Origin of the sequence: Streptomyces yatensis (genome assembly GCF_018069625.1) — a bacterium.
Taxonomy (GTDB): domain Bacteria; phylum Actinomycetota; class Actinomycetes; order Streptomycetales; family Streptomycetaceae; genus Streptomyces; species Streptomyces yatensis.
This window is the reverse complement of record NZ_CP072941.1, coordinates 1,465,353-1,480,921: the sequence shown is the minus strand read 5'-3', so window position 1 is coordinate 1,480,921 and position 15,569 is coordinate 1,465,353. Positions and strand designations below refer to the sequence as shown.

General features: G+C 71.7%; 12 protein-coding genes. 4 read left to right on the top strand and 8 right to left on the bottom strand.

Features of this window, described 5'->3' with window-relative positions; translation table 11 throughout:
- Positions 1–340 precede the first annotated feature (340 nt).
- The 3 genes from J8403_RS05335 to J8403_RS05325 form a co-directional block, all read right to left on the bottom strand.
- Positions 341–1,561, bottom strand: a complete 1,221-nt coding sequence (locus J8403_RS05335; protein WP_211122117.1) for a phosphorylase family protein — start codon at positions 1,559–1,561, stop codon at positions 341–343.
- Between the two features lie 66 nt (positions 1,562–1,627).
- Positions 1,628–2,185 carry a hypothetical protein gene (locus tag J8403_RS05330; protein WP_211122116.1) on the bottom strand — a complete coding sequence of 186 codons (558 nt, stop codon included), beginning with the start codon at positions 2,183–2,185 and terminating at the stop codon, positions 1,628–1,630.
- Positions 2,186–2,290: 105 nt separating this feature from the next.
- Positions 2,291–4,123, bottom strand: a complete 1,833-nt coding sequence (locus J8403_RS05325) for a sigma-54-dependent Fis family transcriptional regulator (RefSeq protein ID WP_211122115.1) — start codon at positions 4,121–4,123, stop codon at positions 2,291–2,293.
- 195 nt (positions 4,124–4,318) lie between these two features.
- Here J8403_RS05325 and J8403_RS05320 point away from each other — a divergent pair, with 195 nt between their 5' ends.
- Together J8403_RS05320 and J8403_RS05315 are read left to right on the top strand one after the other, a co-directional pair.
- On the top strand, positions 4,319–6,067 hold the full coding sequence (locus J8403_RS05320) for an FAD-dependent oxidoreductase (protein ID WP_211122114.1): 1,749 nt from the start codon (positions 4,319–4,321) through the stop codon (positions 6,065–6,067).
- A gap of 92 nt (positions 6,068–6,159) precedes the next feature.
- A complete protein-coding gene (locus tag J8403_RS05315; protein ID WP_211128087.1) occupies positions 6,160–7,074 on the top strand; it encodes a YceI family protein in 915 nt (304 codons plus the stop codon).
- Between the two features lie 1,170 nt (positions 7,075–8,244).
- On the opposite strand, the gene J8403_RS05310 is transcribed toward J8403_RS05315, so the two are convergent.
- Together J8403_RS05310 and J8403_RS05305 are read right to left on the bottom strand one after the other, a co-directional pair.
- Positions 8,245–8,625 carry a hypothetical protein gene (locus J8403_RS05310; RefSeq protein ID WP_211122113.1) on the bottom strand — a complete coding sequence of 127 codons (381 nt, stop codon included), beginning with the start codon at positions 8,623–8,625 and terminating at the stop codon, positions 8,245–8,247.
- Positions 8,626–9,168: 543 nt separating this feature from the next.
- On the bottom strand, positions 9,169–9,963 hold the full coding sequence (locus tag J8403_RS05305) for a DUF3761 domain-containing protein (protein ID WP_211122112.1): 795 nt from the start codon (positions 9,961–9,963) through the stop codon (positions 9,169–9,171).
- A gap of 159 nt (positions 9,964–10,122) precedes the next feature.
- Here J8403_RS05305 and J8403_RS05300 point away from each other — a divergent pair, with 159 nt between their 5' ends.
- Complete coding sequence (locus tag J8403_RS05300) at positions 10,123–10,611, top strand: glutathione peroxidase (RefSeq protein ID WP_211122111.1); 489 nt, start codon at positions 10,123–10,125, stop codon at positions 10,609–10,611.
- A 70-nt stretch (positions 10,612–10,681) separates the two neighbouring features.
- Here J8403_RS05300 and J8403_RS05295 read toward each other — a convergent pair whose 3' ends face one another.
- Positions 10,682–12,526 carry a glycoside hydrolase family 9 protein gene (locus J8403_RS05295; protein ID WP_211122110.1) on the bottom strand — a complete coding sequence of 615 codons (1,845 nt, stop codon included), beginning with the start codon at positions 12,524–12,526 and terminating at the stop codon, positions 10,682–10,684.
- Positions 12,527–12,725: 199 nt separating this feature from the next.
- On the opposite strand from J8403_RS05295, the gene sigJ reads away from it, so the two are divergent.
- Complete coding sequence (gene sigJ, locus J8403_RS05290; protein ID WP_211122109.1) at positions 12,726–13,616, top strand: RNA polymerase sigma factor SigJ; 891 nt, start codon at positions 12,726–12,728, stop codon at positions 13,614–13,616.
- 33 nt (positions 13,617–13,649) lie between these two features.
- Here sigJ and J8403_RS05285 read toward each other — a convergent pair whose 3' ends face one another.
- Together J8403_RS05285 and J8403_RS05280 are read right to left on the bottom strand one after the other, a co-directional pair.
- On the bottom strand, positions 13,650–14,297 hold the full coding sequence (locus J8403_RS05285; protein ID WP_211122108.1) for a response regulator: 648 nt from the start codon (positions 14,295–14,297) through the stop codon (positions 13,650–13,652).
- Positions 14,288–15,508 (bottom strand): sensor histidine kinase, encoded by a 1,221-nt coding sequence (locus J8403_RS05280; protein ID WP_211122107.1) that lies wholly within the window; start codon positions 15,506–15,508, stop codon positions 14,288–14,290. Before J8403_RS05280 ends, J8403_RS05285 begins: the two co-directional genes overlap by 10 nt.
- Positions 15,509–15,569: the final 61 nt, after the last annotated feature.

Here is a 15,569-nt window from a genome sequence, read left to right as displayed (position 1 = left end):
CGATGATCCCGCCGGAGACCTTGCCACACACGGGCACCAATCGCTCGGACTCCGGGACAACTTGTTTTCCCCGCAAGTTCCGCCTGACACCCCCTGGGTGAGTATGTCCACGGCACCGTCCCCGCCCCCGGCGGGCCCCGCCGTGGCGGGACACGTCCCGGTGGTGGACCGGGGGAGCAGCTGCGCGTGAGGCGGAGGGCGGTCCTCCCCGGGGGCCACCTGGACGATTCCGGCGCCCCGGCGTGCGGGACGCCCCTCCGCCGTGGCCCGGGGAACGTGCGGGCCGCGCGGGCGGGCGGCCCGGTGCACGCCACCCGCCGGGCCGGGAGGGTGAGGAGGGTCACTGTCCGGGAGGACTTCCCCAACCGAGCTCCTCGATGCGCCGGGCGAGTTCGGCGGCCGCCGGATCGTCCGGGGCGAGCACCGCGACCACCTCCGCCAGCTCGCCCATCGCACGCCGCGCCTCGCAGGTGCGCAGCAGGGACAGGGCCTCCGCGCGGCTCCCCGACTGACGGCCCACCGCGGTGCCCACGGTGGGCAGCTCGTCGAGCAGCTGCTGCCAGCGGGCGGGGGAGGTCATCCCGGACACGGCCAGCAGCGTGTCCGCGAGATCGCCGAGGTCACGGATCGTCAGCCGGCGCCGCCGGGGGGCCTCGGGCCGCGTTTCGGCCGCGACCGATCGTGTGCCGGTGGCGGGTGACGGCATATCGGCCGCGAGGGACCGCGTCTCGGTGTCGAGGGACCGCGTTTCGGTGGCGAGCGGCTGGGCTCCCGGGATGCTGGCCGCCCCCGGGATCCGGCCGATCAGTTCGAAGGCGAAGGCGGCCGCGTGCCGGGAGGCCACCGGCTGCCAGCGCTCGTCATGCGCCTCGCCCTTGTCCCCGAGCAGATCCGAGATGCCGCGGATCACCAGCGCGTCCAACTGCTGATTGACATACGCGCCCGCGAGAAAGCCGAAGCCCTCCATGTCCACCGCGAGCGCGTCACCCGCACCGGCCGCGAGCCTGAGCCCGACGTCCGAGCGGTGGTGTGCCACCACCCGGCCGCCCGCCGCGAGGGGCTTCACATGGGCGCGGGGGCGTGGCGCGTCGTCCCCCGGGCGGATCCGCCCCTGCCACGTGTCGCCCGCCGCCACCAGCCGGGCCAGCTGCACCAGGCCGTAGGCGGAGTGATAGGTCTTCTGCCGGGGCCGGAACCCCGACTCGGTGTCCTTACCGGTCTCGTAGTCGTACACCGCGTCGGCGGCCACCACATCGCCCAGCGCGGCGTCCTTGACGCCGCCCGCGACCCCCACGAACAGCACCGCCCGGGGCGCGAACAGCGACGCGGCCCGCTCGACCGAGGCCGCGGCGCCCGGATTCCCCGGACCCGTCATATGGATGGCGACCGTCCGCTCGCCGGATCCGGCGCGGAACACGCCCAGCTCGAACAGCGCGCCCCGCTCCGCCTCGACCGGGCGCGGATCCTCCAGATGGGCCCGGACCGCCCGGTACTCGACCTCCAGCGCGGTCAGGACCACCACATCGGCCCGCGCCGTCCCGCCCTTGCCCTCAGCGCCCATGGATCCCCCCTAGGACAGCCTTCGCCGACACCTTACGGATGCGACGCACCCTATGGTTCTCATGGGTCAGGGCCGGTGCAGATCCGCGTACAGCACGATCTGCACCCCCAGGACGGTGATCAGCGCCACCTCCGCCACCGACACCACGAGCAGTACCGCCCGCACCGGCTCCGAGGCCCAGTACACGACGAGGGCGGCTATCGGCGCCACCGTGAAAAGCAGCAGATCGGCTGCCAGTTGCAGCCGCTTGCGGGAGATCCGGCGGCCGTCGTCGCGATGGGCCCGCTCCCAGCCGAACACCGGAGGCCGGCCCGGGACGAGCGCCGCCAGCCGGGGCCCCAGATCCTCCCGGACATACCGCCCGATGGCCGATATCTTCTCGTCGTTGACCAGATACGCCCAGCCCAGCAGGGCCGACGCCGGGGGCAGCAGCAACAGCAGCTCCGGACGTCCATGGCTCTGGAGGGAGAAGGTGATGATGGCCGCCATCGCGGCGAGGGTCGCGTAGAGCAGATTGTCGCGGAACCCTATCCGGGCCCGTTGCTCCTCCTTCACCTGTTCGTACTCCAGAATCAGCAGCCTGCCCGTGACCGCATCGCCCTCGGCGCTGTTGTCTCGCGTCACCGTTGCCCCCTCCGCGACCGATGACCGGCTCCCCTGTGACCGGCCCCCCTGGTGACTGATTCCGCCCCTACGCCTGGTCCATTCCCCTACGCCTGGCCCATTCCCCTACGCCTGGTCCATTCCGTACGCCCGCAACTTCCGGTACAGCGTGGCCCGGCCGATGCCCAGGGACTCGGCGGCCCGCACCTTGTTGTCCCCGTGGCGGCGCAGCGCCTCCAGGATCGCCGTGCGCTCCGCCCGTTCCATGCCACTCAGCCGGCGGGTGGCCGGTGGCACCCGCAGTCCGTACGGCAGCTCCTCGCGCCGCACCGGCCCGGTGGCGCGGCGGCGCTCGGCCACCTCCCGTACGACATGGGCGAGTTCGGCGACATTGCCCGGCCAGGTGTGCTGCTCCAGCGCACGGCGCGCGTCCAGGCTCCAGGTCAGCGGGGGACGTCCGGGGGAGGGGCGCCGGGCGAGGCCCGTCAGCAGCGCCGGGATGTCCTCGACGCGCTCGCGCAGCGGCGGCAGCGTCACCGACCGGGCCGAGAGGATGTCCAGCAGCCGGCTCAGACACGGACCGGTCGGCGCACCCGGGGTATGCGTCGCCACCAACGGCACCGCGGGCCGCTCCTCCAGCAGCGAGAGCAGCGCGGCCACATCGGACTGGCCCAGCCGCTCGGCGTGGCGCAGGAGCAGCGGCGGCGCGTCGCCGTCCGCCTCCGCGAGCGTGCGACACCAGCGCGGGACCTCACCGGCCACCTGTTCGGCGGCGTCCACCAGACGCGGTGCGGCCGTGCCCCGGTGGCCGAGCAGGGCGCGGGCCAGCGCGGTCTTGCCCACGCCCGCCTCGCCGATCAGCAGCAGCGGCTCCGCGGCCCGCGCCAGCTCCGTGGCCCGGGAGACGGCCACCCGCCAGGGCGGGGACGTGCCCACGAGCCCCGGGAGCCGGTCGGGGCCCGGCCGCTCCGCCGCCCGAGCCCGCGGGGCCGCCGGGCACACCGTGGCGACGGCCCCGATGACCTCGCCGCCGTGCACCAGGCGCGTCATCCTCACGGTGAGCCCGGCGCCGTCCGGTACGGCGATCTCCTCGGGCGGCCCGGACGGCGCGCCACCCGGTACGGCGACCTCCTCCGGTGTCCCGGACGGCGCGCCCTCCGGTCCGGCGTCCGCGTCCCTGAGGAGGGCCGTGGCATGCCGTTCCAGCCGCGCCAGCGTCTCGTGCGACAGCAGCCGCGCGGCCTCCGGGCTGACGAGGCGGCTGCTGCCGTCGAGTGCCACCACGGCCGCCCCGTCGGCCCGCTCACGCAGATACGCGTCGAGCAGCACCCGCTCCGCCGGACGCGCCCGGCCCAGCAGCTCCGTCTCGACCGCGTGCGCGGTGGCCTCGGCGATGGCCGCCCCCGGGTGACCGGTGCGGCCCTCGCCCAGCGGGGCGACCACGGTGATGGTGCCGGCCGGGCGGCCCGCCGTCGGCTCGTACAGCGGCACGCTGACCGCCGACACCTCCTGCCACAGGTCGAGGAAGTGCTCCGGGCCGTGGACCTCGGCGCGGCGCCCCGTGCGCAGCGCGAGCGCGGCGCTGTTGTGCCCGACCGCCTTCTCCGACAGATCGAGACCGGTCGCATCGGCGGCCGTGCCGGTGTAACGGCCGCCGCCCGACCACAGCGCGCGGCAGCGGGAGTCGACCAGCACCAGCCCCATCTCACCGCTCAGCGCGGGCGCCACCCGGTCCAGCGCGGGGCGCGCCGCGGCCAGCAGCGGTGAGTCCTCGGGCGGCCGGACCCTGGGCGGGGCCACCAGATCGCGCGGTACGCCGAAGAACCGCGCCCGCCGCCAGGCTTCGGCGAGGTCCTCGGGGACCCCGTCGCCCGGCGGCCGTCCGCTGAGGAACCGGTCGCGCGCCCGGCGCAGGGACGAGAGGGCCGAGTCGGCGGGGGTGTCGTCGATGGTCGTCACAGCCCCTCCACCGTATACGTCGCCGGTGTTTCGAAATGAGACACCTCGGCTTCCGGGTTCTGGAACAAGATCACCAATGGTCGATCGCCGGGCTTGAGCGGGCCGCGGGTCGTCAAGGTCGATCGCTTGGCCGGTCGCCGGGAAACCACCGGTCGTCAGGAGATCGCCCATCCCCCGGAGAGGAGCCCTTCAGCTGTGGAGACCGTCGAGACCGATGTACTGGTCGTGGGCAGTGGCCCCGCCGGAGCCGCGACGGCGCTCGCCCTGAGCACCTACGGTGTGCCCAACGTCATGGTCACCCGGTACGGCGGCCTGGCGGACACTCCCCGCGCGCACATCACCAACCAGCGCACCATGGAGGTGCTGCGCGACCTCGGCGTCGAGGACCGGGTCACCGCCCAGGCCACACCGCAGCCGCTGATGGGGAACACCGTCTTCTGTACCAGTCTCGCGGGCGAGGAGCTGGGGCGGCTGCGCTCCTGGGGCAACGACCCGCTCGTCCAGGCGGCGCATGAACTGGCCAGCCCCAGCCGGATGTGCGACATGCCCCAGCACCTGATGGAGCCGGTGCTGGTGAACGCCGCCGTCTCCCGGGGCACCGCGCTGCGCTTCCACACCGAGTACCTCTCCCACGAGCAGTCGGACGACGGCGTGACCGCGCTGGTCGAGGACCGGCTGCGCGGGGACACCTACCGCGTCCGGGCCCGCTATCTGGTCGGCGCGGACGGCGGACGCAGCCGGGTCGTGGAGAACGCCGGGCTGCCCACGGTCGGCCGGATGGGCGTCGCGGGCAGCCTCAACATCGTCTTCGAGGCGGATCTCACCCAGCTGACCGCCCATCGCCCCTCCACGCTGTACTGGGTGCTGGCCCCGGGCGCCACGGTGGGCGGCATCGGCGCGGGCCTGGTGCGCTGTGTGCGCCCCTGGACCGAGTGGATGGTGGTGTGGGGCTACGACCTCGAGGCGGGCCCGCCGGACCTCACCGAGGAGTTCGCGCGGTCCGTGGTGCACCGGCTGCTCGGCGACGACACGATCCCCGTGCGCATCACCTCGACCTCCGCGTGGACCGTCAACCATCTGTACGCCGAGACCTACGCCGACCGGCGGGTGCTGTGCGCGGGCGACGCCGTCCACCGCCATCCGCCCTCCAACGGGCTGGGTTCCAACACCTCCATCCAGGACGCGTACAACCTCGCCTGGAAGCTCAAGCTGGTCCTCGACGGCACCGCCGCCCCCGCCCTGCTGGACACCTACTCCGCCGAACGGGCGCCGGTGGGGCGGCAGATCGTCGAGCGGGCCAATCGGAGCATCGGTGAGACCGCGCCGGTCTTCGAGGCGCTGGGTGTGCTCGCCACCTCCGACACCGAGCAGATGTGGCGCAACGTCGACGCCCGTAAGGCCGCCACGCCCGAGGGCGCGAAGCAACGGCAGGGGCTGCGCGAGGCCATCGCGGCCAAGGTGTACGAGTTCAACGCGCACGGCGTGGAGATGAACCAGCGGTACGTCTCGGACGCCATCGTCCCCGACGGCACCCCCGACCCCGGTTTCGGCCGCGACCCCGAGCTGTACCACCAGCCCAGCACCCGCCCCGGCGCCAAGCTGCCGCATGCCTGGGTCGTCCGGGGCCGTGAGCGGCTGTCCACCCTCGACCTCGGCGGCCACGGCCGGTTCACCCTCTTCACCGGTATCGGCGGCGACTGCTGGCAGGAGGCCGCCGAGGCGGCCCGTGAGGCGCTCGGCATCGAGCTCGCCACCGTCTCCATCGGCCCCGGCCAGGAGTACGAGGACCCGTACGGCGACTGGGCCCGGCTGCGCGAGATCGGCGACTGCGGGGCCCTGCTGACCCGCCCCGACAACCACATCGGCTTCCGCCACCCCGAAATGACCCCGCGCGCGGGGGAGTTGCTGATCGGGGCGCTACGGAAGATCCTCGGCCACGGCTGACACCCACCCCCCCCAGGCGCAGGGAGCCCGACCTGGGGCTTCATCATGGACGCGCCCACATCCCCAGAGAAACCGTTAGTGAGATGACTGCAATGCCCCTCGCACTGCTCCGGCGCATGCGCACCAGGCGTCCGGACCGCGGATCAGGACTCAGGATCCCCCTGCCCGTGGGTGCCGGTGCCTTCAGCTGCGAGGTCCTGGACCCCGTCGGCCAGGCCCTGGGCGGCGTGGAGGTCACCGTCACCGAGACGCGTGGCGCCGCCCGTACGGTGGCCAAGGCCACCACCGATCCGCATGGACTGTTCCTCGCCACCCTCGAGCCGGGGCAGTACACGGTGCTGCTCACCGGAAGCGGGCTGCAGCCCAACCGCCTCACCGTCGACATCTCCCACGGCCAGAGCGAACCGCTCCGCCGGGTGCAGATGGAACCCTCCCAGCAGCTGGAACTCCCCCCGCCGGGCACCTGGCTCTTCGACCCGCCGCACACCGCGATCCGCTTCATCGCCCGCCACGTCGGCATGGCCAATGTGCACGGCCGCTTCACCCGCTTCCGGGGTGGCATCCACATCGCCGAACGGATGGAGGACTCCCGCGTCGAGGTCGTCATCGACGCCTCCAGCATCAACACCGGCAACAACACCCGCGACAACCACCTGCGCTCGGCGGACTTCCTCGACGTCGAGAACTTCCCGGAGATCCACTTCGCCAGCAACCGCTTCACCTGGCGCAGCGGACCCAAGTGGAGCCTCCAGGGCCCCCTCACCATGCACGGCGTCAGCCGCTCGGTGACCCTGGACACCACGTACCTCGGCGCCGTGAACGGCGGCTACGACCAGGAACTGCGCTGCGCGGCCCTCGCCACGGCGGAACTGCACCGTGAGGACTACACGCTGAACTGGCGAAACATGCTCGCCCGCGGCATCGCCGTGGTCGGCCCCACGGTCAAGCTGGAGCTCGACATCCAGGCGATGTACCGCAGCCACGACACGCCGACGCCGCCTGAGTAGTGGCTTGACCTGCTAGCTAACCAAACTCTCTGAAGGGGCTGCCTCTGTGGCAGCCCCTTCATGGCAGCGTCTGAGCCCTTCCGCTAGATGTCGCTCCACGACCTCCAGCGACCAGCGAACCTCGCCTAGGGAGAATCCAGGGAGAATTCTCAGGAGTCGGCCTCGAACCAGGCATCCACGCGTCCCTGCGCTGACCCTCCGCCGTCGGCCGGCAGCATGTGCCCATAGATCCTGAGCGCGATTGACGGGGCAGAGTGCCCTGAAGGCTGTCCCGTAAATGATCTGCGACGTGCTCGCTGACCTATACGCACAGCACGACGCCCCGCTCTCCTCGGAGGGCGGGGCGCTTCGTCTTCTGCGGCTACTGGATGGTGCCGGCGAACTCGGGACACTCGAGGTCGAAGTTGTCGCTGGTCCGCTGCACGGTGACCACGATCTTCTTGCTGTAGCGCTTCCCCGACACGCTTTCGTCGTTCCTCGTCACGCTCAGCCCCGGCGCGAGACGGCCCACAAGCGGCTCTGGATCCACATCCCAGGTGGTGCTGGCCGGCTCGGCGCCCGCTGCATCGGCGGGTCCGGGCGATGTGGTGTCGACGACGCTGCGGCGGACGGTGGCCCACCTGCCGGTCGTGGACGAGGGCGGCGACGGCTGCAACACCCGTGCCGAGGTGCTGATCGCCGAGGCCGCGGTGCCACGGTGGTGGGCCCGCGGTGCAGCATCTCCGGCGGCGTGTGGCATTCCTACGACGACGACGCCGACCAGACGGTGGCCCGGTCACTGGACATCGGCAACATGGTTCCGCTGGCGGAGAGTTGGGATAGCGGGGGTCTCTGGCTGGTCGGTACAGGAACGCCAGGACTACGCCAATGACCGGGGTGACGAGCGCTCGTTGGTGGCGGTAACGGCGCGGGAGAATCGGCAGAAGGCGGACCGGGATCCGGCGGAGTGGCTGCCTTCGGATGCTGGGGCAGGCTGCCGGTATATGAGGGAGTGGGCTGCGGTGAAGACCGCTGGGGACTGTCGGCCGACCCGATGGAGGCTGATGCCCTGGAGCAGTTGGCGACAGGATGCCCGGCCACGGAGCTGACGGTAGTACTCGCACGGTGACGGCAGGCGAGGCCGTGGCCTAAGAGCTGCGGCCTCGCCCGCGTATCTACCTGTGGTACGCGTCAGCCGATCTCACGCAGGTAGACGTCTGCGCTTGTGCCCGTCCCGGAGAGCGCGAAGGTGACCGTCTGGCCGTTTCCGCACGCTCGGGGGCTGTACTTGGTTGCCCCGCTGTAAGGGAAGTACGCGTAGACCTGGGCGCATTGGGCGTCAGACGGGCCATTCGTGTCCTGCACCCAGCCGTTGACCGTAACCTTGTTGCCTGAACCACAGTTGATCGTCCAGTGAGCCTCGGCGCCGCTCAGGTAGACGTCCCGCGTTTGGCCGCACGGGCCGAAGACGCTGGTGGGTGCGGCGGTACTCGCGCTGGCAGCCGGAGCGACGGCTCCCACGATGCCGACGGCAAGCACTGCTGCACTGATTGCAGATCGACGAAGATTCATTTGTTCCCCCTGGGGTCGATGAGATCTCTGCTGGAGCTGGTGTGCTCCGGCCTGTCGAAGTCTTGCTGGGGCGTATCGGGCAGAGGAACAGCCGCTGGCTGTCCCGGACAGCCGAGTCTTGTCCGAACTGGTCAGCGCCGGGTCCGATCCTTGTCCGGGACATGGTGGTAGGTGGTGGGGAAGATCGAAGCCAGACTGCGGAGATCACGGTGGTTCTCGCCCGCTGATCGACTACTCTGACCCGGCCGCCCCCGCCTGAGGTAAGTAGGCGGGGGCTGTGCCGGCGCAGCGGGGTCAGGCCTCAACGAAGGGGGCTGGGCCGAGGCCGGAGCAGCCGCACTTGGATTCGGCGTGCACTCAAGGGCGCTGACTCGCGCGGAGTACAACGCCCAGCGGCACATGTGGCGCGAGGGCAAGGGGCATCCGACGCAACCGCAGCCACGACACGCCGACGCCGCCCGAATAGCCGCCACCCGGCGCCATCCGGCGCCACTCGGCAGACGCTGGGGCGGGCCCTGCGGCCCGCCCCAGCGCCGTATCGGATCACCTGTAGAAGACGGCGACACCACCGTGATGCGAGCACGCGCCCTGGTGGTGGGCGGCGTAGGAGTAGGTGCCGTCGTTGCAGAGCGCTGTGGCACCGCTGCTCGATCCGCCCGTGCTGCTGGACGATCCGCCGGACGAGGAGCCGGACGACCCACCGGATGACGAGCCACCGGATGACGACCCGCCGCCCCCGGAACCCGACGAGGACGAGCCGCCGGATGACGTGCCGCCACCGCTGGTGGAGGACGACGAGTTGTCCTCGTCACCGGTGCCACCCGCTGATGCGTCGGCCCGGTAGGAGCACGACTCGTCGTTCTTCACCACGTTGAAGGTGATCGTGCTGGCCGGGTCGACCCGGCCAGGGCTGGGGTCCTGCGAGCACACCCGCCAGTTGCGGTCCCAGACCTGAAATCGGTCGAGCCCGGTCAGGTCGTGGCTTCTCAGCCGGTAGAGCCCCAGTGCCTGCGCTGCGTCCTGGGCGTCCTGCAGGCCCCGGCCGGTGAAGTCGGGCAGTTTCACCTTCACCTCGGCCGGAGCGGAGGTTTCCGGCACCTTCGGAGAGGCGGAGGTGGGTGCCGGGGTGGGTGAGGCGCTGGGTGACGTCGACGGTGAGCCGCTCTTGGCGACGACGGTGGTCGGCTTCTCGTCCTTCTTCGACGTGTCGCCGTCGTCGAGCGCTGCTCCGATCCCCCCGATGACCAGCAGGGCCAGCAGACTGAGACATCCGCAGCCAAGTGCCGTCTTCTTCTTGTCTCGTCCCGCACCGGGTGATGGGTGGTTATTCCGAGACATGATCCCCCCTTGAGTGATACGTGGACGTTGACAGTAGCCGCGCTCCTTGAAGAGTGAAGGATTTGTGTGCGAGATATGGTCAAGTTGTGATGAAGCGATGGGCGATGGTCAGCGCATAGATTTGGGCTCACCCACCGAACGACGAAGGCGGTTGATCCCATGAGCCTGTACGACATTCCCCTGCACACCCTTACCGGCGAGCCGACCTCTCTCGGTGAGCATCGGGGCGCGGCGCTGCTGGTCGTCAATGTGGCGTCCAAATGCGGTCTCACCCCGCAGTACGAGGGGCTCGAGCGGCTGCAGCAGCGTTATGCCGAGCGCGGGTTCACCGTGCTGGGGGTTCCGTGCAACCAGTTCGCCGGGCAGGAGCCGGGGACGAGCGAGGAGATCCAGACGTTCTGCTCGACGACCTACGGGGTGTCCTTCCCGCTGCTGGAGAAGATCGATGTCAACGGCGAGCAGCGGCATCCGCTCTACACCGAGCTGACGCGCACGCCGGACGCGCAGGGCGAGGCGGGGGATGTGCAGTGGAACTTCGAGAAGTTCCTGATCTCGCCCGACGGCGAGGTCGTGGGCCGGTTCCGGCCGCGCACCGAGCCGGAGGCGGACGACGTGGTCGCCGCGATCGAGGCGCAGCTGCCCCGCTGAGGCGACCTGAGGCGACGGCGGGCGAGGGGCCACCGGCCCCTCGCCCGCCGCGTCGGCTCGTCCCGCCCGCTCAGCCGCGTTCCGCGGCAAACGCGGTCAGCCACGCCAGCGGCGCGTTCCAGTTGATCGCCACCTCATTGGTGGAGTACGAGCCGATGTCGTCGATGTAGCACGCCGCGGGCGCGCAGCCCGGGAGCTTCTCCTGCGCCACCGGATCCTGCAGCCCCGCGTTGGCGCCGCCCGCGATCGATCCGGCGGGCGGGTTCGGCAGCGAGGCGTCGTACTGGTGCGCCCAGAAGCGGTGGTGCTGGTTCTGCGCGGCGTGCTCGCCGTAGCCGGTGACATAGGACTGGCCGAGCGCGTTGCGGCCGAGCAGATAGTCCAGCGTCTCCAGCGCCCCGGTGCGGTAGCGCCGCTGCTTGGTGAGCTCGTAGGCGATGGCCATGACGGTCCCGTTGTTGGCCACCTGGCCGTTGGAGCCCCACACATAGCCGTCCGCCGGCAGCGGCACCCCGTAGCCCTGGCCGGCCATCGTGCTCAGCTGCGCGTCGGCGGCCGAGACCACGGAGGCGCGGACGCGGGCGAGGTCGGTGGCGGGCAGGCCGTTGGGGACGGTGGCCAGGACGAGCCGGCCCAGGGGCGCGGTGTCCTGCCAGCTGAAGCCGTGCGGGGTGAACACATCGCTCGCGGTGTGGTACGGCGAGGAGGTGACCGCGTCCCGGTACCGCGCCTCCCCGGTGGTGGCGTACAGCTCCGCCGCCGCCCAGTAGAACTCGTCGCCCACCTCGCTGTCGTCGTACGCCCCGCCGCCGGTGGAGTCCGAGCCCGGTGCGAGCACATCCGGGTTCGCCTGCGCGGCGGCCCAGGCGCGGCGCGCGGAGTCCAGGCAGCGGGCGGCGAAGGCGGCGTCGTACGGTGCGTAGACCCGCGCGCACTGCGCCGCCGCGGCGGCCAGGTTGAGGGTCGCGGCGGTGGACGGCGGGTGCAGCTCGCGCGGCTCGGCGTCCTGCTCCGGACGGGTGGGCAGCCCGGTCCAGGCGGCGTCATGGACCTTGTGGAAGGCCATCCCGGCCCGTGGCTTGCCCTCCGGGATCTGCATGCGCATCAGGAATTCCAGCTCCCAGCGCGATTCGTCGAGCACATCCGGCACCCCGTTGCCGCGCTCGGGGACGCGCAGCGTGGAGTCGCCGAGCGCCGCCGCGTGCCCGGAGCGCTTCGCGCGCTCGAAGGAGTTGACCAGCTGCCAGACCGCGAGACCGCCGTTGACCACGTATTTGCCCTGGTCACCGGCGTCGTACCAGCCGCCGCGCACATCCCGGGTGTAGTCGCACACCCCGCTGACGCAGGGCACGGCGGTGTCGCCCCGGTTGGGGGCGACCCCCAGATGGCCCGCCGGGCGCGCGTAGGCCGTACCGGCCAGTGACGCCTCGATGGGGATCCCGCTGCGCTGCTGGTAGAAGAAGGACATCGCGTCCGCGCGCAGCCCGTCGTAGAGGTTCGCGCGGATGTCGAAGGGATGGCTGGTCCGGCCGTCCACGGTGAGGGTGTAGCCGGTGCCCGTTCCCTGGTAGGAGGAGAAGTCCACCAGATGGGCCGACTGCCCGGAGGCGGCGTCCGCGCCCCGCACGGTGGTGGTGCCCGAGGCGGCGGTGCGGCCCGTCGCGTCGCGCAGCCGCCAGGGCAGGGCGGTGGCGCTCGCGCTCACGACGGTGGCGCGTTTGGGGCCGTCCGGCAGATACCCGAGCTGATTGACCTGGACGGCGGACGGCGCGGCGTGGGCCGTAGGGGCCGCGGGTGCCGCGGGGGAATCCGCTCCGGCGGGCGCGGACTGGGCGGCGATCAGCAGCAGTGCGCCGCTCAGCAGTGCGGTGGCGGTCCGCGCACCGCGCGGACGGGATAACAGGGGCACGGGCATGACGGACCGTCCTTGGGAAGACGTGGAGGACATGGGAGACATGGGAGCGCTCCCAATTTATGTAATGATGTGATCGCAGTGCGTCAAGGGACTGGACGGGTGTACGGACCACCCCGCCCCTCCGTCACATCGCACCCGGCCCATCCGTCAGCACGGTGTGGCCTGCGACGGTGCGGTCCGCGACAAGGGGATGTGACCGATGAACGAGAACCACCTTCTGGCGGAGGGCTTCGAGGCCCACCGCGGTCATCTGCGGGCGGTGGCCTACCGTATGCTCGGCTCGCTGAGCGAGGCGGAGGACGCCGTCCAGGAGGCCTGGCTGAGGCTCAGCCGCTCGGACACCGCCGCGGTGGAGAACCTGGGCGGCTGGCTGACCACCGTCGTCGGCCGGGTCTGCCTGGACATGCTGCGCTCGCGCACCGCCCGGCGCGAGGAGCCGCTCGGAGTGCACCTCCCCGACCCGGTCATCAGCGGCGAGACCGGGCCCGGCCCCGAGGACCAGGCGCTGCTCGCCGACTCCGTCGGCCTCGCCCTGCTGGTCGTCCTGGAGACGCTGGCCCCCGCTGAACGGCTGGCCTTCGTACTGCACGATCTGTTCGCCGTGCCGTTCGACGAGATCGCCCCCATCGTCGACCGCACCCCGGCCGCCGCCCGTCAGCTCGCCAGCCGCGCCCGCCGCCGGGTGCGCGGAGCGGCCCCGGTCCCCGACGCGGACCTGGCCCGGCAGCGCGAGGTCGTGAACGCCTTCCTCGCCGCCGCGCGTGACGGCGACTTCGCGGGGCTGATCTCCGTACTCGACCCGGATGTCGTCCTGCGCGCCGACTACGGCGCCGCGCCCGCCCCGGCCCCGCGCGAGGTGCACGGCGCGGCCGCCGTGGCGGACCAGGCGCTCACCTTCTCCCGCCTCAGCAGCCCGGGCCTCCTCACCCGGCCCGCGCTCGTCAACGGGGCGGTGGGCGTGGTCAGCTCCCGCGAGGGCCGGCCGTTCTCGGTGCTGGCCTTCACGGTCACGGACGGCAGGATCGTGGCGATCGACATCCTGGCCGACCCCGAGCGGCTGAGCGGACTCGATCTGACGGTCCTGGACTGACGCCACCAGCGCGTTTCGGGGCCATCGGGGCAATCAGGCGCGCAGGTAGGCGAGAACAGCGAGGACACGTCGGTGTCCCTGGCCGTCCAGGCGGAGGTCGAGTTTCTGGAGGATGCTGCTGACATGCTTGTTGACCGCGGCCTCGGTGACATAGAGGCCGCGGGCGATCTCGCCATTGGTGCGTCCCTCGGCCATGAGGGAGAGGACCTCCCGCTCCCGGGGGGTGAGCCGCCGTAGGGGGTCCTGCCGTCGGCGCAGGAGCTGGCGCACCACCTCCGGGTCCATGACCGTAGCGCCGGCGGCCACCTCCTCGACCGCGCTCGCGAATTGGGTGACGGCGCTGACCCGGTCCTTGAGCAGATAGCCGATGCCGGTCTCGCTGCCCAGGTCGAGCAGATGAGTGGCGTAGGACTGCTCGATGTACTGGCTGAGCACCAGAATGGGGAGGGTGGGGCGGTGCTCGCGGAGCGCGACCGCGGCGCGGAGGCCGTCGTCGGCGTTGCCCGGTGGCATCCGTACATCGGTGATGACGATGTCGGGGTCGTGCTCATGGGCCGCGGCGATCAGCGCGTCGGCGTCGCCGACGGCCGCCGGCACCTGGTGGCCGACCCGGGTCAGCACGCTGACCAGGCCGTCCCGCAACAGTGGTGAGTCTTCGGCGAGCACGATGTTCAACGGCACGGGAGCTCCACGCGCAGCAGTGTAGGGCCGCCCGCCGGGCTGGATATCCGCAGTCTGCCGTCCGCCGCGGCGACGCGGTCGGCCAGGCCGACCAGACCGGTGCCCGCGGCCGGATCCGCCCCGCCGACGCCGTCGTCACGGACCGTCAGCGTCAGGACATCCGCTTCCAGCCGGGCGTGGACCTCGGCCTGGGTGGCCCGGCTGTGCTTGGTGGCGTTCGCCAGGGCCTCGGCGACGACGAAGTACCCCGTGCTCTCCACGGCCGCGGGCAAGCGGTACGGAAGCCGGATGTCGACGGTGACCGGCAGGGCGGAGCGGGTGGTGAGGTTGCCGACGGCCGCGTCGAGGCCATGGTCGGTGAGGGCCTTGGGGTGCACACCCCGGCTGAGCTCGCGCAACTCGTTCACGGCGAGGGTGACTTCGCCCTGCGCCAGCGCGAGCTGCCGGGCCACCGGCGAGCCCGGCTCCGCGTCTAGACCGGCCAGGCCGAGCATCACATTGATGGAGACCAGCCGCTGCTGGGCGCCGTCGTGCAGGTCCCGCTCGATCCGTCGGCGCTCGGCGTCGAAGGCGTCCACCAGACGTGCCCGGGAGGCCCGGACCTCGGTGAGCTCCCGGCCCAGTTCGCCGTCGCGCGGCGCCAGGATCAGACGGGTCAGCGCGGCGCGGGCGCCGGCCCAGGCGGTGATGGTGTACGGCGCCGCCGGCAGCAGGCACAGGCCGATGACCAGCCACGGCCAGGCGCGGGGGTCATCCATCGGCGACGTCATGAGCAGGGGTGGCAGGCCGAGGGCGAATGCCAGGACGAGCAGATCCATCCACCACAGGGCGGTCATCGACACCGCGGTGAAGCTCAGCTCCCGCCAGGTCGCGGGCTCCCGCAGCCGGGTGTCCAGCCACCCCCGCAGCCCGGGGCGTTCCGGGGCCCGGTGCGGATCCGGCGCCGGGTCCGGGTCCACCAGCCGCAGCCGGTGGCGTTCGATCCGGGTGACGACGATGCCGGACAGCGCCACGGCGAGGAGGAGAACGGCTCCCACCCCCACGATCAGCGACACCAGTCCGGTCGCGGCCATGATCAGCAGCGTGACCATGGCGATCGCGCCGAAGACGACTCCGGAGAGCAGATAGGCCAACGCCCGCCAGGGCCAGGCCGAGGCCAGGAATCCCAACGGATGCTGAGCGAGAGCCTGCCAGGCTGTTCGAGAAGGCACCCGCAGAAGATATGCGAGCCGTCCGTCCCCGGTCGGTAGTGCGCGCACTACCTCTGATCTC

Bases quoted from the DNA above. Each gene is read 5' to 3' on its own strand.
- J8403_RS05335 (WP_211122117.1), bottom strand. From the start codon at position 1,561: ATGGGCGCTGAGGGCAAGGGCGGGACGGCGCGGGCCGATGTGGTGGTC.
- sigJ (WP_211122109.1), top strand. From the start codon at position 12,726: ATGAACGAGAACCACCTTCTGGCGGAGGGCTTCGAGGCCCACCGCGGT.
- J8403_RS05310 (WP_211122113.1), bottom strand. From the start codon at position 8,625: ATGAATCTTCGTCGATCTGCAATCAGTGCAGCAGTGCTTGCCGTCGGC.
- J8403_RS05295 (WP_211122110.1), bottom strand. From the start codon at position 12,526: ATGCCCGTGCCCCTGTTATCCCGTCCGCGCGGTGCGCGGACCGCCACC.
- J8403_RS05300 (WP_211122111.1), top strand. From the start codon at position 10,123: ATGAGCCTGTACGACATTCCCCTGCACACCCTTACCGGCGAGCCGACC.
- J8403_RS05315 (WP_211128087.1), top strand. From the start codon at position 6,160: ATGCCCCTCGCACTGCTCCGGCGCATGCGCACCAGGCGTCCGGACCGC.
- J8403_RS05305 (WP_211122112.1), bottom strand. From the start codon at position 9,963: ATGTCTCGGAATAACCACCCATCACCCGGTGCGGGACGAGACAAGAAG.